General features: G+C 58.4%; 23 protein-coding genes. 9 read left to right on the forward strand and 14 right to left on the reverse strand.

Annotated features, from left to right (window positions below; genetic code table 11):
* Positions 1 to 16: 16 nt before the first annotated feature.
* Positions 17 to 1,543, forward strand: a complete 1,527-nt coding sequence (locus BUQ90_RS00525) for an amidohydrolase family protein (RefSeq protein WP_074203227.1) — start codon at positions 17 to 19, stop codon at positions 1,541 to 1,543.
* A 37-nt stretch (positions 1,544 to 1,580) separates the two neighbouring features.
* Here BUQ90_RS00525 and BUQ90_RS00530 read toward each other — a convergent pair whose 3' ends face one another.
* The 6 genes from BUQ90_RS00530 to BUQ90_RS00555 all read right to left on the reverse strand — a co-directional run bounded on the left by BUQ90_RS00530 (position 1,581) and on the right by BUQ90_RS00555 (position 5,998).
* Positions 1,581 to 2,015: a DUF5412 family protein gene (locus BUQ90_RS00530; RefSeq protein ID WP_074203228.1), complete on the reverse strand. Its 435-nt coding sequence runs from the start codon at positions 2,013 to 2,015 to the stop codon at positions 1,581 to 1,583.
* Entirely contained in the window at positions 2,012 to 3,580 is a 1,569-nt protein-coding gene (locus tag BUQ90_RS00535) for a class I adenylate-forming enzyme family protein (protein ID WP_074203229.1), read from the reverse strand. The genes BUQ90_RS00530 and BUQ90_RS00535 overlap by 4 nt, the downstream gene beginning before the upstream one ends.
* Before the next feature lie 95 nt (positions 3,581 to 3,675).
* Positions 3,676 to 4,068, reverse strand: coding sequence for a GxxExxY protein (locus BUQ90_RS00540; RefSeq protein WP_338044493.1), 393 nt, complete (start codon positions 4,066 to 4,068; stop codon positions 3,676 to 3,678).
* A 101-nt stretch (positions 4,069 to 4,169) separates the two neighbouring features.
* Positions 4,170 to 4,658, reverse strand: coding sequence for a hypothetical protein (locus BUQ90_RS00545; protein WP_074203231.1), 489 nt, complete (start codon positions 4,656 to 4,658; stop codon positions 4,170 to 4,172).
* Between the two features lie 502 nt (positions 4,659 to 5,160).
* Positions 5,161 to 5,562: a PaaI family thioesterase gene (locus BUQ90_RS00550; protein ID WP_074203232.1), complete on the reverse strand. Its 402-nt coding sequence runs from the start codon at positions 5,560 to 5,562 to the stop codon at positions 5,161 to 5,163.
* The gene (locus BUQ90_RS00555) at positions 5,513 to 5,998 is read right to left on the reverse strand and encodes a GxxExxY protein (RefSeq protein WP_074203233.1); all 486 of its coding nucleotides are present in this window, start codon (positions 5,996 to 5,998) and stop codon (positions 5,513 to 5,515) included. Before BUQ90_RS00555 ends, BUQ90_RS00550 begins: the two co-directional genes overlap by 50 nt.
* Positions 5,999 to 6,146: 148 nt before the next feature.
* Between BUQ90_RS00555 and gyrB the strand changes: the two genes are divergently transcribed.
* Positions 6,147 to 8,672, forward strand: coding sequence for a DNA topoisomerase (ATP-hydrolyzing) subunit B (gene gyrB, locus BUQ90_RS00560; RefSeq protein ID WP_074203234.1), 2,526 nt, complete (start codon positions 6,147 to 6,149; stop codon positions 8,670 to 8,672).
* Positions 8,673 to 8,730: 58 nt separating this feature from the next.
* Here gyrB and BUQ90_RS00565 read toward each other — a convergent pair whose 3' ends face one another.
* Positions 8,731 to 9,342, reverse strand: a complete 612-nt coding sequence (locus BUQ90_RS00565) for a TetR/AcrR family transcriptional regulator (protein WP_074203235.1) — start codon at positions 9,340 to 9,342, stop codon at positions 8,731 to 8,733.
* A gap of 72 nt (positions 9,343 to 9,414) precedes the next feature.
* Between BUQ90_RS00565 and BUQ90_RS00570 the strand changes: the two genes are divergently transcribed.
* The 4 genes from BUQ90_RS00570 (at position 9,415) to BUQ90_RS00585 (ending at position 11,723) form a co-directional block, all read left to right on the forward strand.
* A complete protein-coding gene (locus BUQ90_RS00570; RefSeq protein ID WP_074203236.1) occupies positions 9,415 to 10,290 on the forward strand; it encodes a haloalkane dehalogenase in 876 nt (291 codons plus the stop codon).
* A gap of 27 nt (positions 10,291 to 10,317) precedes the next feature.
* A complete protein-coding gene (locus BUQ90_RS17960; protein ID WP_084192401.1) occupies positions 10,318 to 10,725 on the forward strand; it encodes a GFA family protein in 408 nt (135 codons plus the stop codon).
* Between the two features lie 17 nt (positions 10,726 to 10,742).
* On the forward strand, positions 10,743 to 11,075 hold the full coding sequence (locus BUQ90_RS00580) for a DUF1905 domain-containing protein (protein ID WP_204244720.1): 333 nt from the start codon (positions 10,743 to 10,745) through the stop codon (positions 11,073 to 11,075).
* 231 nt (positions 11,076 to 11,306) lie between these two features.
* On the forward strand, positions 11,307 to 11,723 hold the full coding sequence (locus BUQ90_RS00585) for a secondary thiamine-phosphate synthase enzyme YjbQ (RefSeq protein WP_074203238.1): 417 nt from the start codon (positions 11,307 to 11,309) through the stop codon (positions 11,721 to 11,723).
* On the opposite strand, the gene BUQ90_RS00590 is transcribed toward BUQ90_RS00585, so the two are convergent.
* A complete protein-coding gene (locus tag BUQ90_RS00590; protein ID WP_074203239.1) occupies positions 11,720 to 13,195 on the reverse strand; it encodes a serine hydrolase domain-containing protein in 1,476 nt (491 codons plus the stop codon). The genes BUQ90_RS00585 and BUQ90_RS00590 overlap by 4 nt on opposite strands.
* A 290-nt stretch (positions 13,196 to 13,485) precedes the next feature.
* Here BUQ90_RS00590 and BUQ90_RS00595 point away from each other — a divergent pair, with 290 nt between their 5' ends.
* Positions 13,486 to 14,751 (forward strand): putative 2OG-Fe(II) oxygenase, encoded by a 1,266-nt coding sequence (locus BUQ90_RS00595; protein WP_084192403.1) that lies wholly within the window; start codon positions 13,486 to 13,488, stop codon positions 14,749 to 14,751.
* On the opposite strand, the gene BUQ90_RS00600 is transcribed toward BUQ90_RS00595, so the two are convergent.
* Genes BUQ90_RS00600 through BUQ90_RS00610 form a run of 3 tightly spaced genes read right to left on the reverse strand, consistent with a single transcriptional unit; the run spans position 14,748 to position 18,081 of the window.
* Positions 14,748 to 16,334, reverse strand: coding sequence for a cisplatin damage response ATP-dependent DNA ligase (locus BUQ90_RS00600; protein WP_074203241.1), 1,587 nt, complete (start codon positions 16,332 to 16,334; stop codon positions 14,748 to 14,750). The two genes, BUQ90_RS00595 and BUQ90_RS00600, sit on opposite strands and share 4 nt — an antisense overlap.
* Complete coding sequence (locus BUQ90_RS00605) at positions 16,334 to 17,335, reverse strand: ligase-associated DNA damage response exonuclease (protein WP_074203242.1); 1,002 nt, start codon at positions 17,333 to 17,335, stop codon at positions 16,334 to 16,336. Before BUQ90_RS00605 ends, BUQ90_RS00600 begins: the two co-directional genes overlap by 1 nt.
* 59 nt (positions 17,336 to 17,394) lie before the next feature.
* Complete coding sequence (locus BUQ90_RS00610) at positions 17,395 to 18,081, reverse strand: winged helix-turn-helix transcriptional regulator (RefSeq protein WP_074203243.1); 687 nt, start codon at positions 18,079 to 18,081, stop codon at positions 17,395 to 17,397.
* Between the two features lie 170 nt (positions 18,082 to 18,251).
* On the opposite strand from BUQ90_RS00610, the gene BUQ90_RS00615 reads away from it, so the two are divergent.
* Entirely contained in the window at positions 18,252 to 18,482 is a 231-nt protein-coding gene (locus BUQ90_RS00615; protein ID WP_074203244.1) for a tautomerase family protein, read from the forward strand.
* Positions 18,483 to 18,547: 65 nt separating this feature from the next.
* Positions 18,548 to 19,669, forward strand: a complete 1,122-nt coding sequence (locus BUQ90_RS00620; RefSeq protein ID WP_074203245.1) for an acyl-CoA dehydrogenase family protein — start codon at positions 18,548 to 18,550, stop codon at positions 19,667 to 19,669.
* A gap of 8 nt (positions 19,670 to 19,677) precedes the next feature.
* Here BUQ90_RS00620 and BUQ90_RS00625 read toward each other — a convergent pair whose 3' ends face one another.
* The 3 genes from BUQ90_RS00625 to BUQ90_RS00635 are packed head-to-tail and all read right to left on the reverse strand — an operon-like array spanning position 19,678 to position 21,804.
* Positions 19,678 to 19,857, reverse strand: a complete 180-nt coding sequence (locus tag BUQ90_RS00625; protein WP_074204775.1) for a hypothetical protein — start codon at positions 19,855 to 19,857, stop codon at positions 19,678 to 19,680.
* Positions 19,854 to 20,429, reverse strand: coding sequence for a DNA-3-methyladenine glycosylase I (locus BUQ90_RS00630; protein ID WP_074203246.1), 576 nt, complete (start codon positions 20,427 to 20,429; stop codon positions 19,854 to 19,856). The genes BUQ90_RS00625 and BUQ90_RS00630 overlap by 4 nt, the downstream gene beginning before the upstream one ends.
* Positions 20,430 to 20,478: 49 nt before the next feature.
* Entirely contained in the window at positions 20,479 to 21,804 is a 1,326-nt protein-coding gene (locus BUQ90_RS00635; protein ID WP_074203247.1) for a methyltransferase family protein, read from the reverse strand.
* Between the last annotated feature and the right edge of the window lie 98 nt (positions 21,805 to 21,902).

Genomic DNA, 21,902 nt, shown 5'->3' on the forward strand with positions numbered 1-21,902 from the left:
ATCGGGGAGCAGGGCCATGACAATCACACAGACGCTTGGAGCAGCGATAGGCTCCCTTCTGGCCCTGTGCCTGTCTGTCGCCGCGACGGCCGAGCCCCTGCACAGCATCCGCTATGACATGGTAATCGAAAACGGACGCGCAATGGATCCCGAAACCGGTCTGGATGCGGTGCGCCATATCGGGATTTCCGGCGGGACTATTGTGGCTATTTCGGACCAGCCGCTGACCGGCGCCCGCACCATCGATGCTACCGGCCACATCGTGGCACCCGGCTTTATCGATATCCACAGCCACAGCCCGACGCCGCTGGGCCTTCATTATCAGGCGCAGGACGGTGTCACGACCACATTGGATCTGGAAGCCGGCGCATATCCGCTGGCCGCTTATGGCCGACTGATACGTGACAAGGCACTGATAAACCACGGGTCCTCTGCCGGTTTCGCTTCGGCCCGGGTCGCAGTGATGACAGACTATCAGCAATCTCACGGTGTGGAACCACTGGTCAAAACCGGCGACGAGGGCAAGCCCATAACCCGCGCATTTCTCGCCGAAGCCAGTGCGCAAGAACTGACCGAACTGAAGGCGCGTATCACCGAAGCGCTGGATGCCGGAGCGATCGGCATTGGGGTGCCGCTGGATTATGTCAGTGCTGCGGTGAAAACGCCCGAACTGGACATGCTGTTTGCGCTGGCGGCCAGCCATGACGCACCGCTCTTCATCCATATCCGTCGCGGCCTGGCAGGTGACCCGGCGGGACTTGACGAAGCGATTGCGATGGCCCGCAAACATGGCAGCCGCACCCTGATCTGTCACATGTCCCACAGCGCGATCCAGAACACCGGGCTGTTCCTCGAAAAGGTCCGCGCCGCCCGCCGTGAGGGCGTCGACATCTGGGCCGAGGTCCTGCCCTATAATGCCGGATCGGTCTTTATCGGTGCCGCGGCCTTCCAGCGCGACTGGAAGGCGATTTTCAACATCGACTATGGCGACATCCAGCTGGCCGCGACCGGCGAATGGTTCACCAAAGAGAGCTTTGAACGCACCCAACGGGACAATCCCCGGGCCGACATCATCCACCATTATCTGAAGGAAGAATGGACCCGGATGCTGGTCGCCGCACCCGATGTGATCATCTCCAGCGACGGCCTGGTCGCCCGGACCACGGAGGAGAATATTCCGCCCCAGGGCGTCGGCAGCTTTGCCAAAATCCTCGGCAAATATGTCCGCGACGAACAGGCACTGGACATGATGACGGCCCTGTCAAAAATGTCGCTGCAACCCGCACAATTGCTGGAGAAATCGGCTCCCGTCTTCCGCCTGAAAGGCCGCTTGCAAATCGGCATGGACGCGGATCTGACCATATTCGATCCGAAAACCGTCCGCGCCAATACGACTTATGAACAACCGCATCAGGCCTCGACGGGCGTAAACTGGCTGCTGGTCGACGGAAAGCTGGTCATCGCCGACGGTGCGCTCCGGCCCGACATGTTCCCCGGCCAGTTTCTTCGCGCCACGCCGCGGCGAAAGCTTCCCAGTAGGTAGATCGCCGCTTTGATTTGTCCCGACAATAACAGGTCACCTACGGTCGCCAATCTTCCCTGATGTCGTGCCTTTCGCAATAGGGAATACCATTGACAGAACCGTTGCGGGAATAGGCCGAAATCAGATGCAAACGGCGATAATCATGCTCCGATGATTTGTGGGTTGAGATGGAACTTTTCATTTCAATCTTTGCTGCATCGCAATCCGTGACCAACAGATTCCAGTTATCAAGCCATTCTATCTTTACCGGCGAACCACCTGACGAACGATACACTTCTTCTGTCACGCGCTCAGACTTCCAGTTCGTGTAAGTTAACTCAATTCGCGAATGCATGGAACAGCAGGCGCCAAGGTTCGTGGTATAGAAATTCGCGGACATAGAACCATCTGGTGATTCTGCGGTTTGCACCAGCTTTTCTGCAGATCCGCATGCCGCAAGAAGGAAAAGCACAGAAAAACCGAGTTGCTTCATATCTCCACGTCAACCAGTGCCCGCAATTCGGTCTTCAGGATCTTGCCGATATGGCTGCGCGGGAGCTCGGCGATCAGGCGCAGTTCGGAGAGGCGCTGGGTCTTGCCGAGATCGGCATTGGTCGCCGCCCGCAAGCCTTCCGGGTCAAGCGTCACACCCGGTTCCGCGACAACAAAGCCAAGCGGCGTCTCGCCCCATTGTTTCGAGGGCACGCCGATCACTGCGGCATCGGCGACACCGGGCTGCTCCATCAGTGCTTCTTCCAGATCGCGCGGATAGATGTTGAAGCCGCCGGAAATGATCATGTCCTTGGACCGGCCCATCAGGGTGATGAAGCCGTCTGCATCGACCCGGCCGATATCGCCCATGCGCTGCCAGCGGTCGCCATTTTCGTCATACCAGCTGGCTTCCTCGGTCTTTTCCGGCTGGTTCTGATAGCCGCTCATCATCGTCTGTGAGCGCCCGACCAGCTCACCCATTTCGCCAGTGGGCAGGCGATTCAGATCCTCGTCGACCGTGATCACCTCGCTGCCGCCCCAGGCGATTCCGACCGTGTGCAGCTTGTCGGGATGGGCGTGGGCGAGCAGGATGCAGACCACCCCGCCCTCGGTCATCGAATAGATCTCGATCAGCCCGCCCGGCATGCGTTCGAGCACCTCGGCTTTCAGCTCGGCCGAGAAGGGCGCGCTGGTACAATATTTGTGGGTGAAGGTCGAAAGGTCATAATCATCAAAACCCTCAAAATCCATAAGTCTTTGATATTGAACCGGAACCAGCATGGTATGCGTGGCGCGATGTTGCTGGGCCAGCTCCAGCCAGCGCTGGCAGTCAAACTTGCGCATCAGCACGGCGGTGCCGCCATAGGCCATGGTCGCGACGAAGATTCCGAGCGTCGTGTTGGAATAGAGCGGCGTCGAAAAGAGCGACACCTGACCCGGCTTGCCATAGCCCGAATTCTCGCCCACCGCCATCTGGTACCAGCGCATCTGGCGGCTGTGGACAATGCCCTTGGGCGTGCCGGTGGTGCCGCTGGAATAGATGATATTATAGGGATCTTCCGGGCCAACACCGGGATCCGCAGGCATCGCGCCTTCCTCCGCCATCCAGTCGAAGAAGAGCGGTGCGTCGTCCTCGGCGGCATCCATCATGATGTGCTTGAGCGGCGGTAACTCGAGCCCGCTGTCACGCATCTCGGCGCGTTTGGGGCCGTCGATAAACCAGTGCATCGCCCCGCTGTCCCGCGCCATGTTCGCCAGCTGCTTCGGCGTTGCCGAGGTCGTCAGCGGCGCCGCACAACCGCCGGCGACAATCGCCGCGAGATAGACCAAAGCATAGCGAATGGTCGTCGTGCCCAAGATCGCCACCGCCTGGCCTTTCTCGAGCCCGTCCGCCTGCAACTGCGCCGCAATCCGGTTGACCAGCGCCGCCGTCTCCGCCCAGCTGAGCTGCTCCTCCCCGTCATCCAGCGCGATCCGGTCAGGCTGATTGACCGCATGGGCGTTGATAAGATCGGCGAGATGGCCGAAAGGCTGGTCGAGATAGGCGATGGGGTCGATTTTGGTCATGCTGAACTTGTTTCAGCATCCGTTCTGAAAAGCAACGCGCGATATTTGTGGTCGCGTCCGATTCCGAAGATTTTTCACGCGAAGCCGCGAAGGCACTAAGAGGTCGGCGTGTAGTTGTTGGCTATGCGCTTCAATCCTTCTTTGAAAGTGGCGCAACCAAAGTTCATGAGAAGGCCTATCGGCAGATTCATGAGACGCAGATATGTCAGTACCTGTTTTCCATAAACCGGAGCCATGCGCTCTGTGGATTTCAGTTCGACAAGCAATATTTCATTCACAACAATATCCGCCCGAAACCCTTCGCGAAAAGTCATGTCGTCAAATTGGATTTCGACCGGCTTCTGCCGGTCAACAGCATAACCCCGCTTTTGGAGAGTCGTTGCGAGAACGGTTTCATACACCGATTCCAGCAGACCCGGACCAAGCTGTTTGTGAATATGAAACCCACAATCGATCACATCGGTTATCACATCTTCCAACCGGTCCAACAGCGCCTTCGCTTTGTGCCTTCGCGGCTTCGCGTGATTAAACTTTACGAAGCGAGTCTAATGCAGACAGACGTTCAATCCAATTGACAAGACGGGACAATCTACCCCGCCACCAGCTTCACGAAGGTGCTCTCGACCCAGCCGCTGGCGCAGGGGCCGTCATAGTTGCGTTTGGAGCGGACCGGTGAGGAGACGCCGCAATCGACCGCGCTTTCGCCCTCGGCAGGCGTGGGCGCATAGACAACGCCGAGCCATTGCTGGTCATGGCTGCGGGTGCAGATATAGACCTGCTGGCCGATTTGCAGCCCGTCCTTGCGCTCTGCGGCGTCAAAGGGGGCGATCAGGACGCTGAGGGGGCCGCCTGGCGGGCCCGTAACCTGACCAACCGCCTGACAGGCATCAAATCGCGGACCGCCCTCGCCGATCCGCACCGGGCGTTCGCCGGGACTGGAGGCGACCCGGTCACCGCGGCCCGTGGGATTGGCTACGTCGGTCTGAGCATCGGGCAGGTCCTCGCTGACCTGGGTATTTTCCGCGCAGCCACTGGCGAGAAGCACAGCGGGCAAAAGAACAAGCAATCGTCTGAACATGTTGCGGGTCTAGACCAAAAGCATGGGCTTTGGGAAGATTTGAATGCGGGGCAGCGTGAGAGAACGGATTTCTGTTCATCGTGAACCGGAGAAGAAGTCCCCGGCCCCGCTCGTGGTGAGCCTGTCGAACCATGATGGTCATGCCATTTCATCCTTCGACAGGCTCAGGATGAGCGGGGGTTTGGAATAGCGGAGAGGTATTGAGTCTTTTTTTGAACCTCAAGCGCCGGGCGCGGGCATCCGCCCGCTTGGCTTTCCTCGCATAAGCTCGGGCGCGCAGTCGCGCTTGCCTCGCTGCGCTCGGTTCACCGATCTATCGAGAGGGCACTAATCCGACGCGATGCGGAGGCAAGGCCGACCGGCCGCCGCGCCTTATTGGCGCGTAGCCAAGGCGACGGATGTCGCCGCCCGGCGCTTGAGGTCTAAAAAAGACTCTTCCGCGCCCGGCGCCTGAGGTTCAAAAAAGAATCTCCGGCGATTGAGGTCTAAAATATTTCCCCGTTCACAAAACAATCTGCGTCTGGGTCACCACCGCCACCAGCGTGCCGTCCGCCAGCGTGATCCGTGTCTGCCAGACCGACTGGCGCCGCCCGACTTTCAGCGGAGTTGCCTCACCAAATACCGTCTGGCCTTCCGGCGCAGCGCTGAGGAAATTGGTCTTGCTTTCCGAGGTAGTGGTCCCGTTCGATCCTTCGGGCAGATTGGCAAAGCCGCCAAAGGCACCCAGCACATCAGCAAAGGTCATCACCGCACCGCCATGAATTGACGGCGTCCCGCGGCCATTGCCAGCCGTACAGATTTCCGGCCGCACCAGCATCTGCCCGACAATCCGGTCCTTGCTCATCTCGGTTATTTCAATACCCATTGTCTTGGCAAAAGGTACCATGTCGGCAGGATTGGTCATCGGGATCACCTTGTTCGGTTTGATTCACGCGAAGGCGCGAAGAAGCGAAGTCACTATGGTTGTTGACGATACGTTTGCAACCTTCCTTGAATGTCGGGGCGCCGAAATTCATCAAAAGACCGAGCGGCAATTGCATCAAACGCAAATAGGTCAGAACCTGCTTTGCATGCACGGGCATGTGCCGCTCGGTAGATTTCAACTCAATCAGCAGCTTGTTCCCGACAACAATATCAGCCCGAAATCCTTCCCGCAGGATTATTCCATCATGTTCAATCCTGACCGGTTTTTGCCGGTCGACTTGCAATCCATGCCCGGCCAGGGCGTTGGCCATCAATGCCTCATATACGCTTTCCAGCAGTCCCGGACCAAGGTCTACATGCAGCTTGTAACCGCAATTCACCGCAATTTCGGAAAGCCTTTCAACAGAATGTTCCATGGGCTTATCTTCGCATTCTTCGCGCCTTCGCGCGACAAGAAACGGAAGAATGTCCTTTTATGGTAACCATCTGTTTTTATTGGCTTATAATATCCGAAAATCCAACAAATTCCTTGGGTTTCCCGGGCCAAAGGTCTAAAAGGAACACATGACTGACAACTCTGAAAATTCCACCCCCGAAACACCTGACAACACGGATGCAGAACAAGCGTCCAGTGCGTCCAATACCAATGAATATGGCGCCGATTCCATCAAGGTCCTGAAAGGGCTCGACGCGGTTCGCAAGCGGCCCGGCATGTATATCGGCGACACCGATGATGGCTCCGGCCTGCATCACATGGTGTTCGAGGTTTCGGACAATGCGATTGACGAAGCGCTGGCCGGACATTGTGACCTGATCCTGATCACCCTCAACCCCGATGGCAGTGTGTCAGTTGAAGATAACGGGCGCGGCATTCCCGTGGGCATGCACAAGGAAGAAGGCGTCTCCGCAGCCGAGGTCATCATGACCCAGCTGCATGCTGGCGGCAAGTTCGAGAATACCTCCGACGACAATGCCTACAAGGTTTCCGGCGGCCTGCATGGTGTCGGTGTGTCGGTGGTCAATGCGCTGTCCGAATGGCTGGAGCTGAACATCTGGCGCGACGGCAAGGAGCACAATATGCGCTTCGAATTCGGCGAGGCGGTGCGCTCGCTGGAAGTGATTGGCGATGCCCCGCCGGCCGACAATGAAACCGGCGTCAAAAAGGGCACAAGGGTAACCTTCTTCCCTTCGCCCGAGACATTCAAGATCACCGAGTTTGATTTCGAAAAGCTTGAGCACCGCTATCGCGAGCTCGCTTTCCTCAACAGCGGGGTCCACATCCTGCTGCGCGACGAACGGCACGAGGAAGCCAAGGAAATCGACCTGTTCTATGAAGGCGGGATTGCGGCCTTTGTGCAATGGCTCGACCGCAACAAGACGGCGCTGATCCCCGATCCGATCGCGATCACCGGCACCCGTGATGACATCACCATTGATGTCGCGCTGGAGTGGAATGATTCCTACTATGAAAACGTCCTGTGCTTCACCAACAATATCCCGCAGCGCGACGGCGGCACCCATCTTGCGGCTTTCCGGTCCGCCCTCACCCGGACACTCAACAATTATGCCGAAGCCTCGGGCGCGCTGAAGAAGGAAAAGGTCAAGCTGACCGGTGATGACATGCGCGAAGGGCTGACCGCGATCGTGTCAGTCAAGCTGCCCGATCCGAAATTCAGTTCGCAGACCAAGGACAAGCTGGTCTCGTCCGAAGTGCGCCAGCCGCTGGAGAGTCTGATGGCGGACAAGCTCGCCGAATGGCTGGAGGAAAATCCGCAAAATGCGGGCATGGTGGTGCAGAAAATCATCGATGCCGCAGCCGCCCGCGAAGCCGCGAAGAAGGCGCGCGAACTGACCCGGCGCAAGGGCGCGATGGATATCGCGTCGCTGCCCGGCAAGCTCGCCGATTGCCGTGAGCGGGATGCCTCCAAATGCGAACTGTTCCTGGTCGAAGGTGACTCCGCAGGCGGTTCCGCCAAACAGGGCCGCGACAGTCAGTATCAGGCGATCCTGCCGCTCAAGGGCAAGATCCTCAATGTGGAGCGCGCCCGGTTTGACCGGATGCTTTCCTCGAAGGAAGTCGGCACGCTGATCCAGGCGATGGGCACCGGCATCGGCCGCGAGGATTTTGATCTGGAGAAGCTGCGTTATCACAAGATCGTGATCATGACCGACGCCGATGTCGACGGCGCCCATATCCGCACGCTGCTGCTGACCTTCTTCTATCGGCAAATGCCGGAGATTATCGAGAACGGACATCTCTTCATTGCCCAGCCACCGCTCTACAAGGTCGGCAAGGGCAAGAGCGAGGTCTATCTGAAAGACGACAATGCCCTCGACCAGTATCTGGTCGATGCCGGGCTCGGCAATATGGTGCTGCAAACGGCGGAAGGGGCACGCAGCGGTGAAGATCTGCGCGTCCTGATCGAACATGGTCGCCGCATGCGCAGCCTGATGGCCTATGTCCCGCGCCGCTATGACAGCACGATTGTCGAGGGCATGGCACTGACCGGTGCGCTGGATCCGGCGCTCGCTGCCGACCAGCGCGCAGCCGCCGTCGAAGCCACTGCAAAATGGATGGACCAGGTCGACGAAGAGGGCCGCTGGTCCGGCAAGATGTCCGAAGAGGGCGGTTATCTGTTCGAACGGCTGTGGCGCGGCGTCACCGACCATCATGTCATCGAGGCCAAATTCCTGGAATCTGCCGAAGCGCGCAAACTGCACCGGCTGGCTTCCGAACAACAGGGCACCTATGCCGCCACCAGCCGTCTGATCAAGGGGTCAGAGGACGGGGATGCCGGAGAGACAGGTGAAGGCACGCTGATCACGCGTCCGTCCGAACTGCTCGAAACGGTACTTGCTGCCGGCCGCAAGGGGATCGCCATCTCGCGTTACAAGGGTCTGGGTGAAATGAATGCCGAACAGCTCTGGGAGACCACTCTCGATCCGGAAGTGCGCTCGCTGCTTCAGGTGACGGTGGAACAGGCCGACGTCACCGACGAGATTTTCACCAAGCTGATGGGCGACGTGGTCGAACCGCGCCGCGAATTCATCGTCGACAACGCGCTGGACGTGGCGAATCTGGATATTTGATTGGGCGGAGCCCGATGTCCGCTTTGGGTGCAAAAGCGGGCATTGGTTGGAACAATCGTCACGTTGGACATTCAACTCCCAATTTTGCACTTATCAAGCTCATCAGCATGTCCGCATATCGACGCATTTCGTCTGCATCAGTGATTTTCCGAGAAATGGACCAGAGGCCTAGTACTGATGTGGTCGTAAACTCGGCAAGAGCAATGACATCCTGATCGCTCAATGCGCCAGTCAAAGCGTTTTCACGCTCAAACACCGTCCGAAATCCATTGGTGAGACGGGTGGTATGGAAATCAAGATATTGCTTGGTTTCCTTATCCGCGGGGTCGAGCTGCGCCAAGGTATTAACGACCAGGCATCCCCGCATTGGGCCATCAAACGATTCCTGACTTGCAATACCATCTTCCAAAAACTGTTTGATCTCGGAAAGTTTTGCCCCCTCGGCTTCAACCCGTGCAAACTTTGGCGTGACCGCCACTTCCTGATAGCGGGCAAGACAGGCATGGAAGAGCTCGCGCTTTCCCTTGAAGTCACTGTAAATCGAACCCCGGCTGACCCCTGTTTCTTGAACCAGGTCACCCATTGATATCGCCTGAAAGCCGACGTTCCAGAATGCTGCAAGAGCATTGTCCACAAGGTCGGTGCGGGACTGAGATATAGGTCTTGGCATATGCCACCTTGTAATGGAACGATCATTCCAATACAAGCTACTTCGACTCACCCATCAGTTTAGGAGCACATCATGGCGACCGCCTTTCGTGACAAGAAAAAATTCCAGACGGTTCACGGCAAACAAATGGCCTATATCGACGAGGGTGAAGGAGATCCGATTGTTTTCCTGCATGGAAATCCTACGTCATCATATCTCTGGCGAAACATCATGCCGCATCTTGCCGGTCGAGGCCGCCTGATTGCACCTGACCTCATCGGCATGGGGGATTCTGATAAGCTCGATAACAGTGGGCCAGACAGTTATACCTTTGTGGAGCACCGCCAATATCTGTTCACATTGCTTGATCAACTCGGCGTGAAGGAGAATGTAACGCTCGTCATTCACGACTGGGGATCGGGGCTGGGATTTCACTGGGCGCATCAAAACCCGAATGCGGTCAAAGGCATCGCCTTCATGGAAGCTATCGTTGCTCCCATTCCGAGTTGGGAGAGCTTTCCACCAGATTTTGCTGAAGTTTTTGGAGGGTTCCGCTCACCTAGCGGCGAAGAGATGGTGCTTCAAAACAATATGTTTATTGAAGCTATCCTGCCGGGCGCAATTTTGCGTCAGCTCACCGGCGAAGAGATGACCGAATATCGCAGGCCCTTTGCCAATCCGGGCGAAAATCGCCGACCGACCCTGACATGGCCGCGCCAGATTCCTATCGCTGGGGAACCCGCTGATGTCGTTGAAATTGTCAGCCAATATAATGCGTGGCTGGCTGAAACACAGATTCCGAAACTGTTCGTCAATGCCGAACCGGGTGCTCTGATCGTCGGGCCTGTAAGAGATATGGTGCGCTCATGGCCCAATCTCAGCGAAGTGACTGTCGCCGGAACCCATTTCATCCAGGAAGACTCTCCTGAAGAGATTGGGAAAGCAATTGCAGATTGGCTGCCAGACTGAATGTGAGTTCAACACAGGAGTTAAACAATGCCCATTTCAGCACAATGTGCATGCAAATCCGTTTCGATAGAGTTAGCCGGTGATCCAATAAGATGCTTCGTTTGCCATTGTGACTACTGCCAGCGAATGACGGGTTCCGTGGGGAATGCCGTTGCGGTTTTTCCGGAAACAGACGTTGTCAGAATGTCAGATGCTCATGAACTCGATCCTCAAATGCCCAAATGGCCGGGGGTGAAGAGGTATGTTTGTCCTGAATGCTATTCTAATGTGCATTGGGTGAACCCAAAAGCCTATCCCGGGATGCGACTGGTCTCTCTCGGATGCTTCGATGATCCATCGGCCTTCAAACTTTCAAGCACCGTGCAAAATCAGCACCGGCCAACATGGTGCCCCGAATTGGATGCTTCCGAAGCGTTTGAAGCATATCCCGGATAATCTGAAAAAGTAGTTCAATGTCAAATCATGCCTACATGATAACCAACGAGCTTTGGACCTGGACCAGCGAAAACCGTCGCGGCAACTATCATTTTCTGTCTGTACCCGATGATATTGAGAAAGAGATTCGGACACACGCCGCAGTCAGGCGACTGGAACTCGGGCTGCCGACAAAGCGCGGCTGGGGCGCGGTGAAGGTGGAGGCAACGATTGGCAAGACGGTTTGGCAGACATCGATGTTTCCGGGAATTGATGAGAATGCCTATGTGCTTCCTGTTAAAGCCTCGGTGCGTAAGGCAGAAGGCATCGTCGTGGGAAATAAGGTTTCTTGCAAGCTAGAACTGCTATGACGCCTGATTGATGGACTGGCATGCATAGCGGTTGCTTAGTATTATTCAGAAGCAAGTTTGACTGCGCTCCTGGGTATTAAGATCCAGGAAGGTGGTCCGGTTTGACCTTCAAGAACCCGCCGTGAGACATAGTAACAACAAATACCCGCTTTCGGGACAATGCAGATTTAACTCCCTGCCTGCAACAACACACGGTTCCCCAACAGAACAAATTGGTGATAACAGCGCTCCATGCCCCATCATACCAACAGCCTTACCATTGCCACCCACGGCCCGTCACTGACCGAATTCACCCGCGAAGCCGCAGACTGGGTGGCGGAGACAGAGATCGCCACCGGCCTGTTGACACTCTTCTGTCGTCACACCTCCGCATCGCTGGTCATTCAGGAAAATGCCGCACCGGAAGTGCAGGATGATCTTGTCGCCGCCTTTGATCGATTGGCACCGGAGGGATCGCATTACCTGCATGACAGTGAAGGACCGGACGACATGCCGGCCCATGTCAAGGCAGCATTGACCCAGACGCATCTTGCCATCCCGGTGGTGGCAGGCCGGCTGGTGCTGGGCACATGGCAGGGCATCTATCTGTTCGAACATCGCCGCCACCCGCATCAGCGGGAAGTGGTCCTGCACCTGTCCGGGGACTAGGCTCGACCTGCTCCCCAGCGCAAAAACGGCCGCACAGCGGCCCAGAACAGCGCAAGATAGCCCCCGGTCTGGAGCAACAGGCCGAGGTCCGGGTTGAACAGCGATATTGCCGACATGGGCGCGCCGTTGGCCCGGGGAATCCCAAACAAAAGCAGCCAGGCAATTCCCGCAAGGATCAGCGACGGCAGAAGCAGTCGTGTGATCGTCGAACTGGACCGGAATTTGCCGCTCACCGGAACAAGCTTTTTGCGGATGGTGAGGAATCCGATCATCACCATGACCATGAACAGCGGGAACAGGCAGATCCCGAAATAGGCGATCCGGGACAGGATATCGGGAGAAGCCGGTGGCACTGGTTGACCCATCATCAGGTTACCCACTCCCCAGGTCAGGCGGCCAATCTCCCTGTTGCCAAAACTCGTGGTGGCATTGGCCAGCACCACGAAGCCATATCGGTGTTCCGGCGAGAAACCGGCGATCGATTGATAGCCGGGATTGCTGCCGGTATGAAAGACCAGCCGGTCGTCGTCAAAATCGCGGACAAACCAGCCCAGCGCATATCGGGCGGACGACCCGGGCTCCGAAGGGGTCAGCATTTGATCCTGCATTTCGGGTGACAGGAAATGGCCATCGCGATTGAGAAAATGGATCAGAAATCCAGCCAGGTCCCGGCTCGAGGCATGCACGCCGCCTTGCGCGACCACGGCGCGGCCAATCTCGCCGCGATAGAGCTGTGGCCGTGTCAGCCAGTAGCGATGCCCCAGCGCCGCGCCTGCGGTACCCGGCTGCAACTGCCCTGCCCCACTGTCCGGCATGGTTTCCGGGGTAATGATGCTGGCAGTGACCGCGTCTTCATAGGGCCGACCGCCAAGCTGCTCGAGCAGCAGCCCGAGTATCTGATAATTGGCGTTGGAATATTGGTACCGGGCACCGGGAGCCGAGACCAGTTGCAAATTCGCCATGTCGCGTACCACTTGCTCCAGCGCGTCTGCCGCATTGCTGACACCGTCCTGGTTGCGGTTGCCGTCAAACATCGAAAGTCCGCTGCGATGGCTGAGCAGATGGCGGATGGTGATCGCGTCAGACCTGGATTTTTCCCGGGTCCGGAACCAAGGCAAATGCTGCACGACCGGGTCATCAAGACCCAGCACGCCCTGGTCCGCCAGTTGCAAAATGGCGGTTGCGGTAAATGGCTTGCTGATCGATCCGATCATGAACGCGGTATTTTCGGTCACCGGCTCGCCTTCGGCATGTGTCACGCCAAAGCCCCTGGCATGCACAATCTCGCCATCCGCGATCAGCGCAATGGCAACACCCGGGACAGCCAGATCTGCCATGCGCTGTTCGACGAAGCTGTCAATTTCGGCGATCCGCTCTGCGGTTAGCGGCGGCGGAGCGGACTGGGCAGGAGCGAGGGCAAGGACGACCGAGAGCCAGATGGCCAAGACAGAGCGAAGTTGCGATCCCGACATTCCATTCCCCGATTGCCTCCTGGGCATAGGACAAATGCGAAGCGCTTGCCCAGCGAAAAAGCGCGATTGGGAAATCCCACCTTGCTGTTGATCGAACAGAACCGGCCATTGGTCGATGCCTGGCTGCGCTGATCGACGGCCGAATCACGCCGGTCGACATCAACTTTCCAATATCTCTGGACTGACCAGAATGGTCAGTGCCGGATGCCGGGAGGGCGCTCGGCGGCCAATAATCCGTCAGGAATTACATCCCGGCATGCACCGGCACCGATGGGGGCATCGGGAGGGACATGATGGGGAATCCGCAGCTTAAGGAGACAACTCGCAGCGCCTTGCGTGCGGCGGAGGAGGGCGACCCGGAACGGGGCGTCAAACTGGAAAGGGCGCTCGAAACCGACCCCTATAACGGTGCCCTGATCATCCAGCATGCTGTGGCACGGGTGGATTCCGGAGACCGCGATCCGTTCGCACATCTCACCGATATCATCCGCCGCGCGCCGGACTGGGTGGACGGCCATGCCGCACTGGCACGGCTGCGCTGGGAGACCGGGGATCGGGAAAATTTCCTCTTTGATCTCGAACAGGCACTCGGGCAACAGCCGAAAAATCCCGCATTATGGAACCTTTACATTGACCTGCTGGCGGCCGTCGAACGCTTCGAAGAGGCTGCTGATGGGGCCCGGGCCGCGATCAATGCCGGCTTTGCGGATCCCGTGCTGCAATTGATCGAAGCCATGCATGCCGGTTCGGCCGGCGACCACCGACGCGCCATGCAGCTTTTCGCCGAACTGCCAGACCAACTCACCGGGCGCGCTGTCAACGAGGCCCGGCAGCACATGCGGATGAACCAGCTCGACCGGGCTTCCGTCCTGCTCGATCAGGCGCGGGAGGAAAATCCCGAGGACCTGACCGCCTGGGCGCTCACCGAATTGATCTGGAGATCCCGCAAGGACCCCCGCCATGACTGGCTGTTCCGGAATGGGGGGCTGATTTCCTTTGCCCCGGTTGGTCTGGACGACACAGAGCTGGAAGACCTGACGGCCCTTCTCGAAAAATTGCACGCGTCCCAGTATCAGCCGGTCGGCCAGAGCGTCCGCAACGGGACCCAGACCCGGGGAAATCTGCAGCGCAACAGAAATCCGCTGCTCGTCCATCTGTTCAATCGCCTGCAATCGGCCGTCGATACCTGGTTCGCAACCCTGCCCGATCCTGATCCCGCGCATCCACTATTGAAGCATCGACAGTCAGCGATCAGGATTACGGGCGGCTGGTCGATCCGTGCCACCGCCGGTGGCTATCACACCAGCCATCTGCACCCGGGCGGCAAGATCAGCTCGGCCTGCTATATCAGCATACCCGAACTGAATGACAAGGAGCGGGCCGGCCACTTGCAACTGGGCCACCCGCCAAAAGACATCCCCATGGCGCTTGAACCGGTTCATATGATCAAGCCGCGCGCCGGTCATCTCGCGCTTTTCCCGAGTTTTCTGTATCATGGAACGGTCCCGTTTTCCTGCTCCGGGCAGCGCATGACGGTCGCATTTGACGCGGCCTAGGGTACCATCGCCTTCAGCGTTGCCACCCGGTCCGCCTCTTCCGGTGGCTTGTCCTGACGAATGCGGTGAATGCGGGGGAAACGCATGGCGAGTCCCGACTTGTGCCGTTTACTGTCATGAATGGAATCGAAAGCCACTTCGAGCACCAGAGTCTTCGCCACTTCCCGCACCGGACCAAAGCGGTTCAGCGTGTTCTGCCGGACAAACCGGTCGAGCATCTTGAGCTCAGCGTCTGTGAAGCCGGAATAGGCCTTGCCAACCGGAAGCAACTGACCTTCATCGCTCCAGCAGCCAAATGTATAGTCGGAATAGAAGGACGCGCGCCGGCCATTGCCGCGCTGGGCGTACATCATCACGCAATCCGCTGTCAGCGGGTCGCGTTTCCATTTGTACCAATGCCCGACCTTGCGACCGGAAAGATAGGGGCTGTCCCGGCGTTTGAGCATGACGCCCTCGATTGCCGCATCGCGCGAGGATGCCCGAAGCTCTGCCAGCGCTTCAAAATCCGGCACATCGATCACCTGCGACAAGTCAAAGCGATCTGCAGTGAGGCGCGGCACAAAATCTTCAAGATGCCCCCGCCGTTGATCCCAGGGCAGTTCCCGCCGGTCGGTACCCCCATCGACCAGCAGATCGTAAAGGCGGATAAAGGCCGGTGCCTCCTGCAACATTTTTTTCGATACGGTTTTGCGGCCCAGCCGTTTCTGCAGGGCGTTGAAACTGGCCGCGCCACCGCCGGCGACATCCGCACCCTGGGCTTCGCCGCGCACCATCAGCTCGCCATCGACCACGCCATCAACGTCAAAAGCCGCAACAACATCGGGAAAGGCCTTGCTGATTTCGTCCCCGCCACGGCTGTAGAGCCGGGTTTCGCCAGCGATCCGCGCAATTTGCACGCGGATGCCATCCCATTTCCACTCCGCGGCATATTCGGTGAGGTCGAGGCTTTCACCCTCGAACGGGTGCGACAGCATGAACGGCCGGAAAAACGGAATCGCAGAGAGATCCGGGGCCGGGCCACCGTCGGCTGCCCAAGCGAAAAGCTCGGTATAGGGCGGCTCCAGCGCGTGCCAATATTCCTCGACCGCATCGACCGATACGTCGAAGGCCTGCGCAAAGGCGGTTTTTGCGAGGCGCGCGGAAAGCCCGATGCGCATGCCGCCAAGCGCGAGTTTGAGCATCGCATAGCGACTGTCGACATCCATACGATGGAGCAGATCGGCAACCGCATCGGGTGCCGTCGTCCGGGTCGTTGCCGCAAGCGCATCCACCACCGTCGACAGGCGCTGATCTTCCGGCTCCACTCCCTCGCTGCCCGGCCAGATCAGCGCGACTGTCTCCGCCGTGTCTCCGACATGATGACGCGACAGACGAAACAAGTCAGGATCAATCCGGGTTCCGGCGAGATTGCGGATCGTCGAGCTTTTTACCGCCGGAAAATCCAGACTGTCAGTCAGCGCCGCCAGCGCCCAGCCGCGATCCGGATCCGGCGTTTCCCGCAAATAAGTCGCCAGCGCGTGCAGCTTGGCATTGCGCGAACGGGTGTAGATCAGCCGGTCAATCAGGGCGGCGAAGCGCTGCATCAGCCGTCATCCTCTTCCCCGCGGCCAACCATCGCCAGCGCCCGCGCCTTGCGCTGAGTCAGTTCGCACCAGCGCAACAGGCCATCTTCGCTGCCATGGGTGATCCAGGTTTCCCGCGGTGAGAGATCCGCAATCGTGCTGGTCAGCTCGTTCCAGTCCGCATGGTCGGAGATGATCAGCGGCAGTTCGACATTGCGCTGCCGCGCCCGGCCACGCACCCGCATCCAGCCGGAGGCCATGGCCGTCACCGGATTGGGAAGCCTCCGGCTCCAGCGATCGGTGAGCGCCGAGGGCGGGCAAAGAACAATCTTGCCCGCCATCTCTTCTTTCGGCGTGTCGGCAACCGATCGCAACATGCCCAGATCGACCCCCAGATCTTCGTAAAGCCGGCACATTTTCTCCAGCGCGCCATGCAGGTAAACGGGTTCGTCCCACCCGGCCGCCCGCAATTCGGCGATTACCCGCTGCGCCTTGCCCAGTGCATAGGCGCCGACCAGAACGCAGCGCTCCGGCTCTGCCTCCAGCCGGTCAAACAGCTTCCCGATTTCCCCCGCGATCGGCGGATGGGTGAAGACCGGCAGTCCAAAAGTCGCCTCGGTAATGAAAATATCACAGGGGACCAGCTCAAATGGTGCGCAGGTCGGGTCTGGCCGGCGCTTGTAATCCCCGGTCACGACCACCCGCTCACCCTGATACTCCATCAGAATCTGGGCAGAACCCAGCACATGGCCCGCCGAATGGAGACTGAAGGTCACGCCGCCCTCTTCCATCGTTTCTCCATAGCGCAAGGCCGTTCCGGCATCGGTGCCGTACCGCAATCCCATGATCGCGAGGGTCTCACGCGTGGCCCAGACCTGGCCATGGCCGCCGCGCGCATGGTCGGCATGGCCATGGGTGACCACCGCCCGCGGCTGTGCGCCGGACGGATCAATCCAGACATCCGCCGGCCGGACATAAATCCCCTGCGGATGTGGTTCGATCCAGTGTTTGCTATTGGCCATGGTCGTCCAACGTCTGATTGTTTAGCCGGTTCCCGCTATCATCTGCGGTTGGCGGTCTGTCAGGCCGCCACAGCTGTCCGGGGGGATTCGGCGAATACGCTGGGTGTGAGCCAGGAAGAAATGTTGCGCGTCAGTGCCGCTTCTCCCTCCACAAACAGGTCGCCGGACTTTATGGCCTCACGATAAGTGCGATCCCCCATCCAGACATCGTGCATGGTCACAATGGAACAGGTGAAATAGACATCCACGTCCTTGCCCGGATCCTTGAGACACAGATCGACTTTCTCACCATTGACCAGCAGCCACCAGTTTTTCTGTTCATCGATATCATTGAAGTGAAAACGGATCACCGTCTGGTCGCCGATCAGCTTGGCCGGGTTTATGCTGCGTTCCAGATAATACATCAGGAATTCGGGATCGATATCTTCTCCCAGCACCGTGTGCCGCGCCCAGCACAAACCCCATTCTCCCAGATTCACCAGAACCGGGAGCAGCGCCTCACAGGCTTCGGTGGGGTAATATTCATAGCCTTTCTGCCCTTGCAGCTTGCGCCGTACAACCATGCCCTGTTCTTCCAGCGATTTCAGCCGGCTGGTCAGCAAGGCCGGGGATATGTCCCCCAGACCGCGCTGCAATTCGTTAAACCTGCGCCCACCCATCAGCAGTTCGCGGACAATCAGGATCGTCCATTTTTCACCCAGAATTTCGGTGGCTTTGGCAATCGGGCAAAACTGACCATATTTCATAAGCTCTTCCCCTCAACAGCAAACTTCTGAAGCTAAGTTCAACTTCTGTAGTGGGATACTCTATACTTTGTAGCGCAATGCTTCAATGCGTGAACTAAACCCCGAGACCGGGTCCGCCTAGAGAAGCTCCTGTCGCCGGATGGTCCGGCTCAACTTACAGGAGAAACACAATGCCACTCGTAACAATTGACGTCATCAAGGATGTATTCACCCCGGAGCAGAAGCAGGACATTATTTCCCGCGTCACCGAAACCATGGTCGCCATCGAAGGCGAAGCCCTGCGGCCGGTCACCTGGGTCCGGATTCAGGAAGTCGAACAGGGCGACTGGGGTATTGGCGGCCAGATGCTGAAAGCCGCCGACGTTCATGCTATGGCCGGTGCCGAGGCACAGGCTGCATAGTCTGACAATCAAACGGGGCGGGATCGGCAAAGGGTCCCGCCACCGGACATTCAGGAGGCAAAACCATGACGACAGAATCAATGGTCGCAGAAGCCGCCGAGCTCGGCGCGAAATTTGCAGAACACTCGTCGCAATTTGAACAGGACGACGCGTTTGTTTTCGACAATTACAAAATCCTCAAGGATCAGAAGATTTTTTCCGGTCAGGTGCCCGTCGAATTCGGCGGACGTGGCCTGTCCCATCGCGAGATGTGCGCCTTTTTGCGGCGGCTCGCCAAAGACTGCCCGTCGACCGCTCTCGCCGTGGCGATGCACCAGCATCTGGTCAGCGCCGCGCGAAAAAATCATGAATCCGGCAATCCCGGACAGGCCCTGCTGGAAAAGGTCGCCGCGGGCGAGCTGGTCCTTGTCAGCACCGGCGCCAATGACTGGCTGGAATCCAATGGTGAGGCCACCCGTGTCGACGGCGGCTACAAGGTCAACGCGATCAAGCCTTTCGGCAGCGGCTCGCCCTGTGGAGACCTGGCGATCACGTCATGCGCCATTGACTGTCCCGAAGACGGGCCGTCTGTACTGCATTTCCCCCTCAGCCTGAAAAGCGAGGGCGTCGAATTTCTCGACGACTGGAAAGCCATGGGCATGCGTGCCACCGGGTCGCAAACCCTGCGTTTCAAGGATGTGTTCGTTCCCGAGGAAGCGGTCGGTCTCAAGCGGCCCCGCGGACCATTTCATGGCGCATTCAGCATCATCGTGACCGTCGCCATGCCGCTCATCATGTCGGTTTACACCGGCGTGGCAGAAGCCGCGGCAGAGATCGCAAGGGAACGTGCCAAAAAACGTGCCGGGGATCCGGTCACGCCATTTCTTGTCGGAGAAATGGAAAATGCCCTGACCACCGCACAGCTGGCGGTCGATTCCATGGTGGACCTCTGTGACGATCTGACCTTTGCGCCCAGCGAACAGCTCGCCAGCCAGATCCTTGCGCGCAAGACGATCTGCGCCAATCACGTCATTCTGGCCTGCGAAAAGGCGCTGGAAGCCAGCGGCGGCGGCGGGTTCATGCGCGGTGCCGGTATTGAACGCCTGCTTCGCGATGCCCATGCCGGGCAATTTCATCCGCTGCCCGAGAAACGGCAGCATCAGTTTACCGGTCGTGTCGCCATGGGGCTCGAGCCCGTGGCTGGCTGATCCCGCCGCTAGCGTTTGCGGGCAATCTTGAGCTTGTCCTGCTTCGCCCGTTTCCTGATCGATTCCTCGCTGCGGGTCAGCGCCTTGCTGATCGCCTTGAGGGTCATCCCCTTTTTGGCAAAGGCATGCAGCTTCTGGATTTCTTCGGAATTCCAGGGCTGCTTGTGCCGTTCAAACCTGTCCTTCATGCTTTCCAGCATCCTTTCAGATGATCATCGGTCATCCCGATCGCCTGCATATAGGCGTAAATGATTGTGCTGCCGACAAAGCTCATGCCCCGCTTCTTGAGAGACCTGGAGATGGTATCGCTGACCGGACTGGTCGTTGCCATATCCGAAAAACTTGCCGGGCGATTGATTGGTGGCGGCCCATTGAGATGTTCCCACAACCAGCTGTCGAAACTGCCAAATTCTTCTTGCATGTCCAGAAAGATTCGCGCGTTCTTGCGCACAGAATAGATTTTCAGGCGATTGCGGATAATTCCCTCATCCTCGCGCAACGCTTCCAGTTCGGTGTCGCTCATTTCTGCACATCTTTCGATGTTAAAGCCATGAAAGGCGCGGCGGTAGCCATCGCGTTTGCGCAGCACGGTTTCCCAGCTCAGGCCGGCCTGAGCCCCTTCCAGGATCAGGTCTTCGAACAGCAGTTGGTCATCATGAACAGGCACTCCCCATTCATTGTCGTGATAGTCGCCGTAAAATTCCTTGCCCGCCTGTCCGCCGAAACAGCGCGCCTTTCCGTCTGAACCCATGGTTGTCATGTCTCCGGGATAGGCCCGGATATGCGGCTTGGGAAGACTCTCTTCCGGATTATTCGGCGGGCTGGATATCGGGCGTACGTCCCTTGTCCGGTCCCCACCAGCCACTGCGGCGCTTGGCCCAGTTGATCGCGCGCGGGATCGGGGCATTGCGGTCCATCCACTCGGCATATTCCTTGTAGGCCGGATCGGCGAGCAAATGCTTTTCCTCGGTCTTCGCTCGCCAGTAATAGACACCGCTGACCGCAGCCAGAATCACGGCATTGCGGATCATGTCGGTATAATTGCCGCCCACGGTCAGGAACGGCAGCGAGGCCAGCCACCAATAGGCATTCTTCGCCATATAGGCCGGGTGCTTGGTCCAGGAATAGGGGCCATGGGTCAAGATTCCGCGATGGGTGAGATTGGAGAAGCGCAGACCAAAGGCCACCGTTGCCCAGGCATAGATAGCGGTCAGGATGACCAGCAGGCTGCCCCAGATCCAGAGCAAAGTCTCATGGCCCTGGAACCAGTAGTCCCAGCCCGCCGTGTCCACCTCATAATGCAGCGGACCGCCAGGATACATCAGCGCAAAGGGCGGGTAGCAGATCAGGGCCGCGACCCAGCCGCCGAGATAGGGATTGGCCGTGCGGATATGCGCATCGAGCGGCTTCATGGTCAGCAGATAGCCGACCGTCGCAAACTGCACGTCGACCACGAACATGGCGACGATCAGCCAGTGCGCGATCGCGACGGGGTCGCCGGCAATTTCCGCAAAATCCAGCCGGACAAAATCGCCGAAGCCGCCGGGCACAATCGAGATCATGAACGCGAGGAAAAAGCCTTTTACCGCCCAGGCGCGCAGGTGGTGATAGATCTGTTCCGGTTCAAAACTGCCCCGCTGACGGATCAGGAACTGGCCGAGATGCCAGGCCCCGTCGCGCGGGTCGACCAGATAGCGGTCGAGCCACAGAACATAGGGAACGGAAATGGCGACCAGCCAGGGTGCAACGGTCTCCATCATGTCCATCGAGAACTGATATTGACCGGTCCAATACCAGCGGCCGATACAGTAGATCAGCGCGATCAGTCCCCAGGTTGCCCAGAGGCCGGTCAGCTTGACGATACTGACATCCAGCGTCTCTTTCAGCGGTCTGGGGTTTTGCCAGTCAATGCCCGTTGTCGGGCGCAGATGGACCTTGTCATAGAGCAGCGACCAGATGATCATCGGGAGCGCACAGGCGGCGCAGGCCGCGAGCGCCGAATAGGGCCCGTCCATGCCATATTGACGAGCGATCAGGACCCAGCAGCCCAGCCCGATCAGTCCGGCGAGGCCGACACCGGACGAGACCGCAGATTGCGGACGCGGGTCCGCCCCGGATGATTTTGGTCCGAACATGGCCCGGGCTTTAACCAAAAATGGTAAGTAACCCGTGAACAGCACCGGATGCAGCGGAAAAACCTAGGAAATTCCGGTCTCAGTCCCTATATTGCGAC

Origin of the sequence: Parasphingorhabdus marina DSM 22363, assembly GCF_900128895.1 — a bacterium.
GTDB lineage: Bacteria > Pseudomonadota > Alphaproteobacteria > Sphingomonadales > Sphingomonadaceae > Parasphingorhabdus > Parasphingorhabdus marina.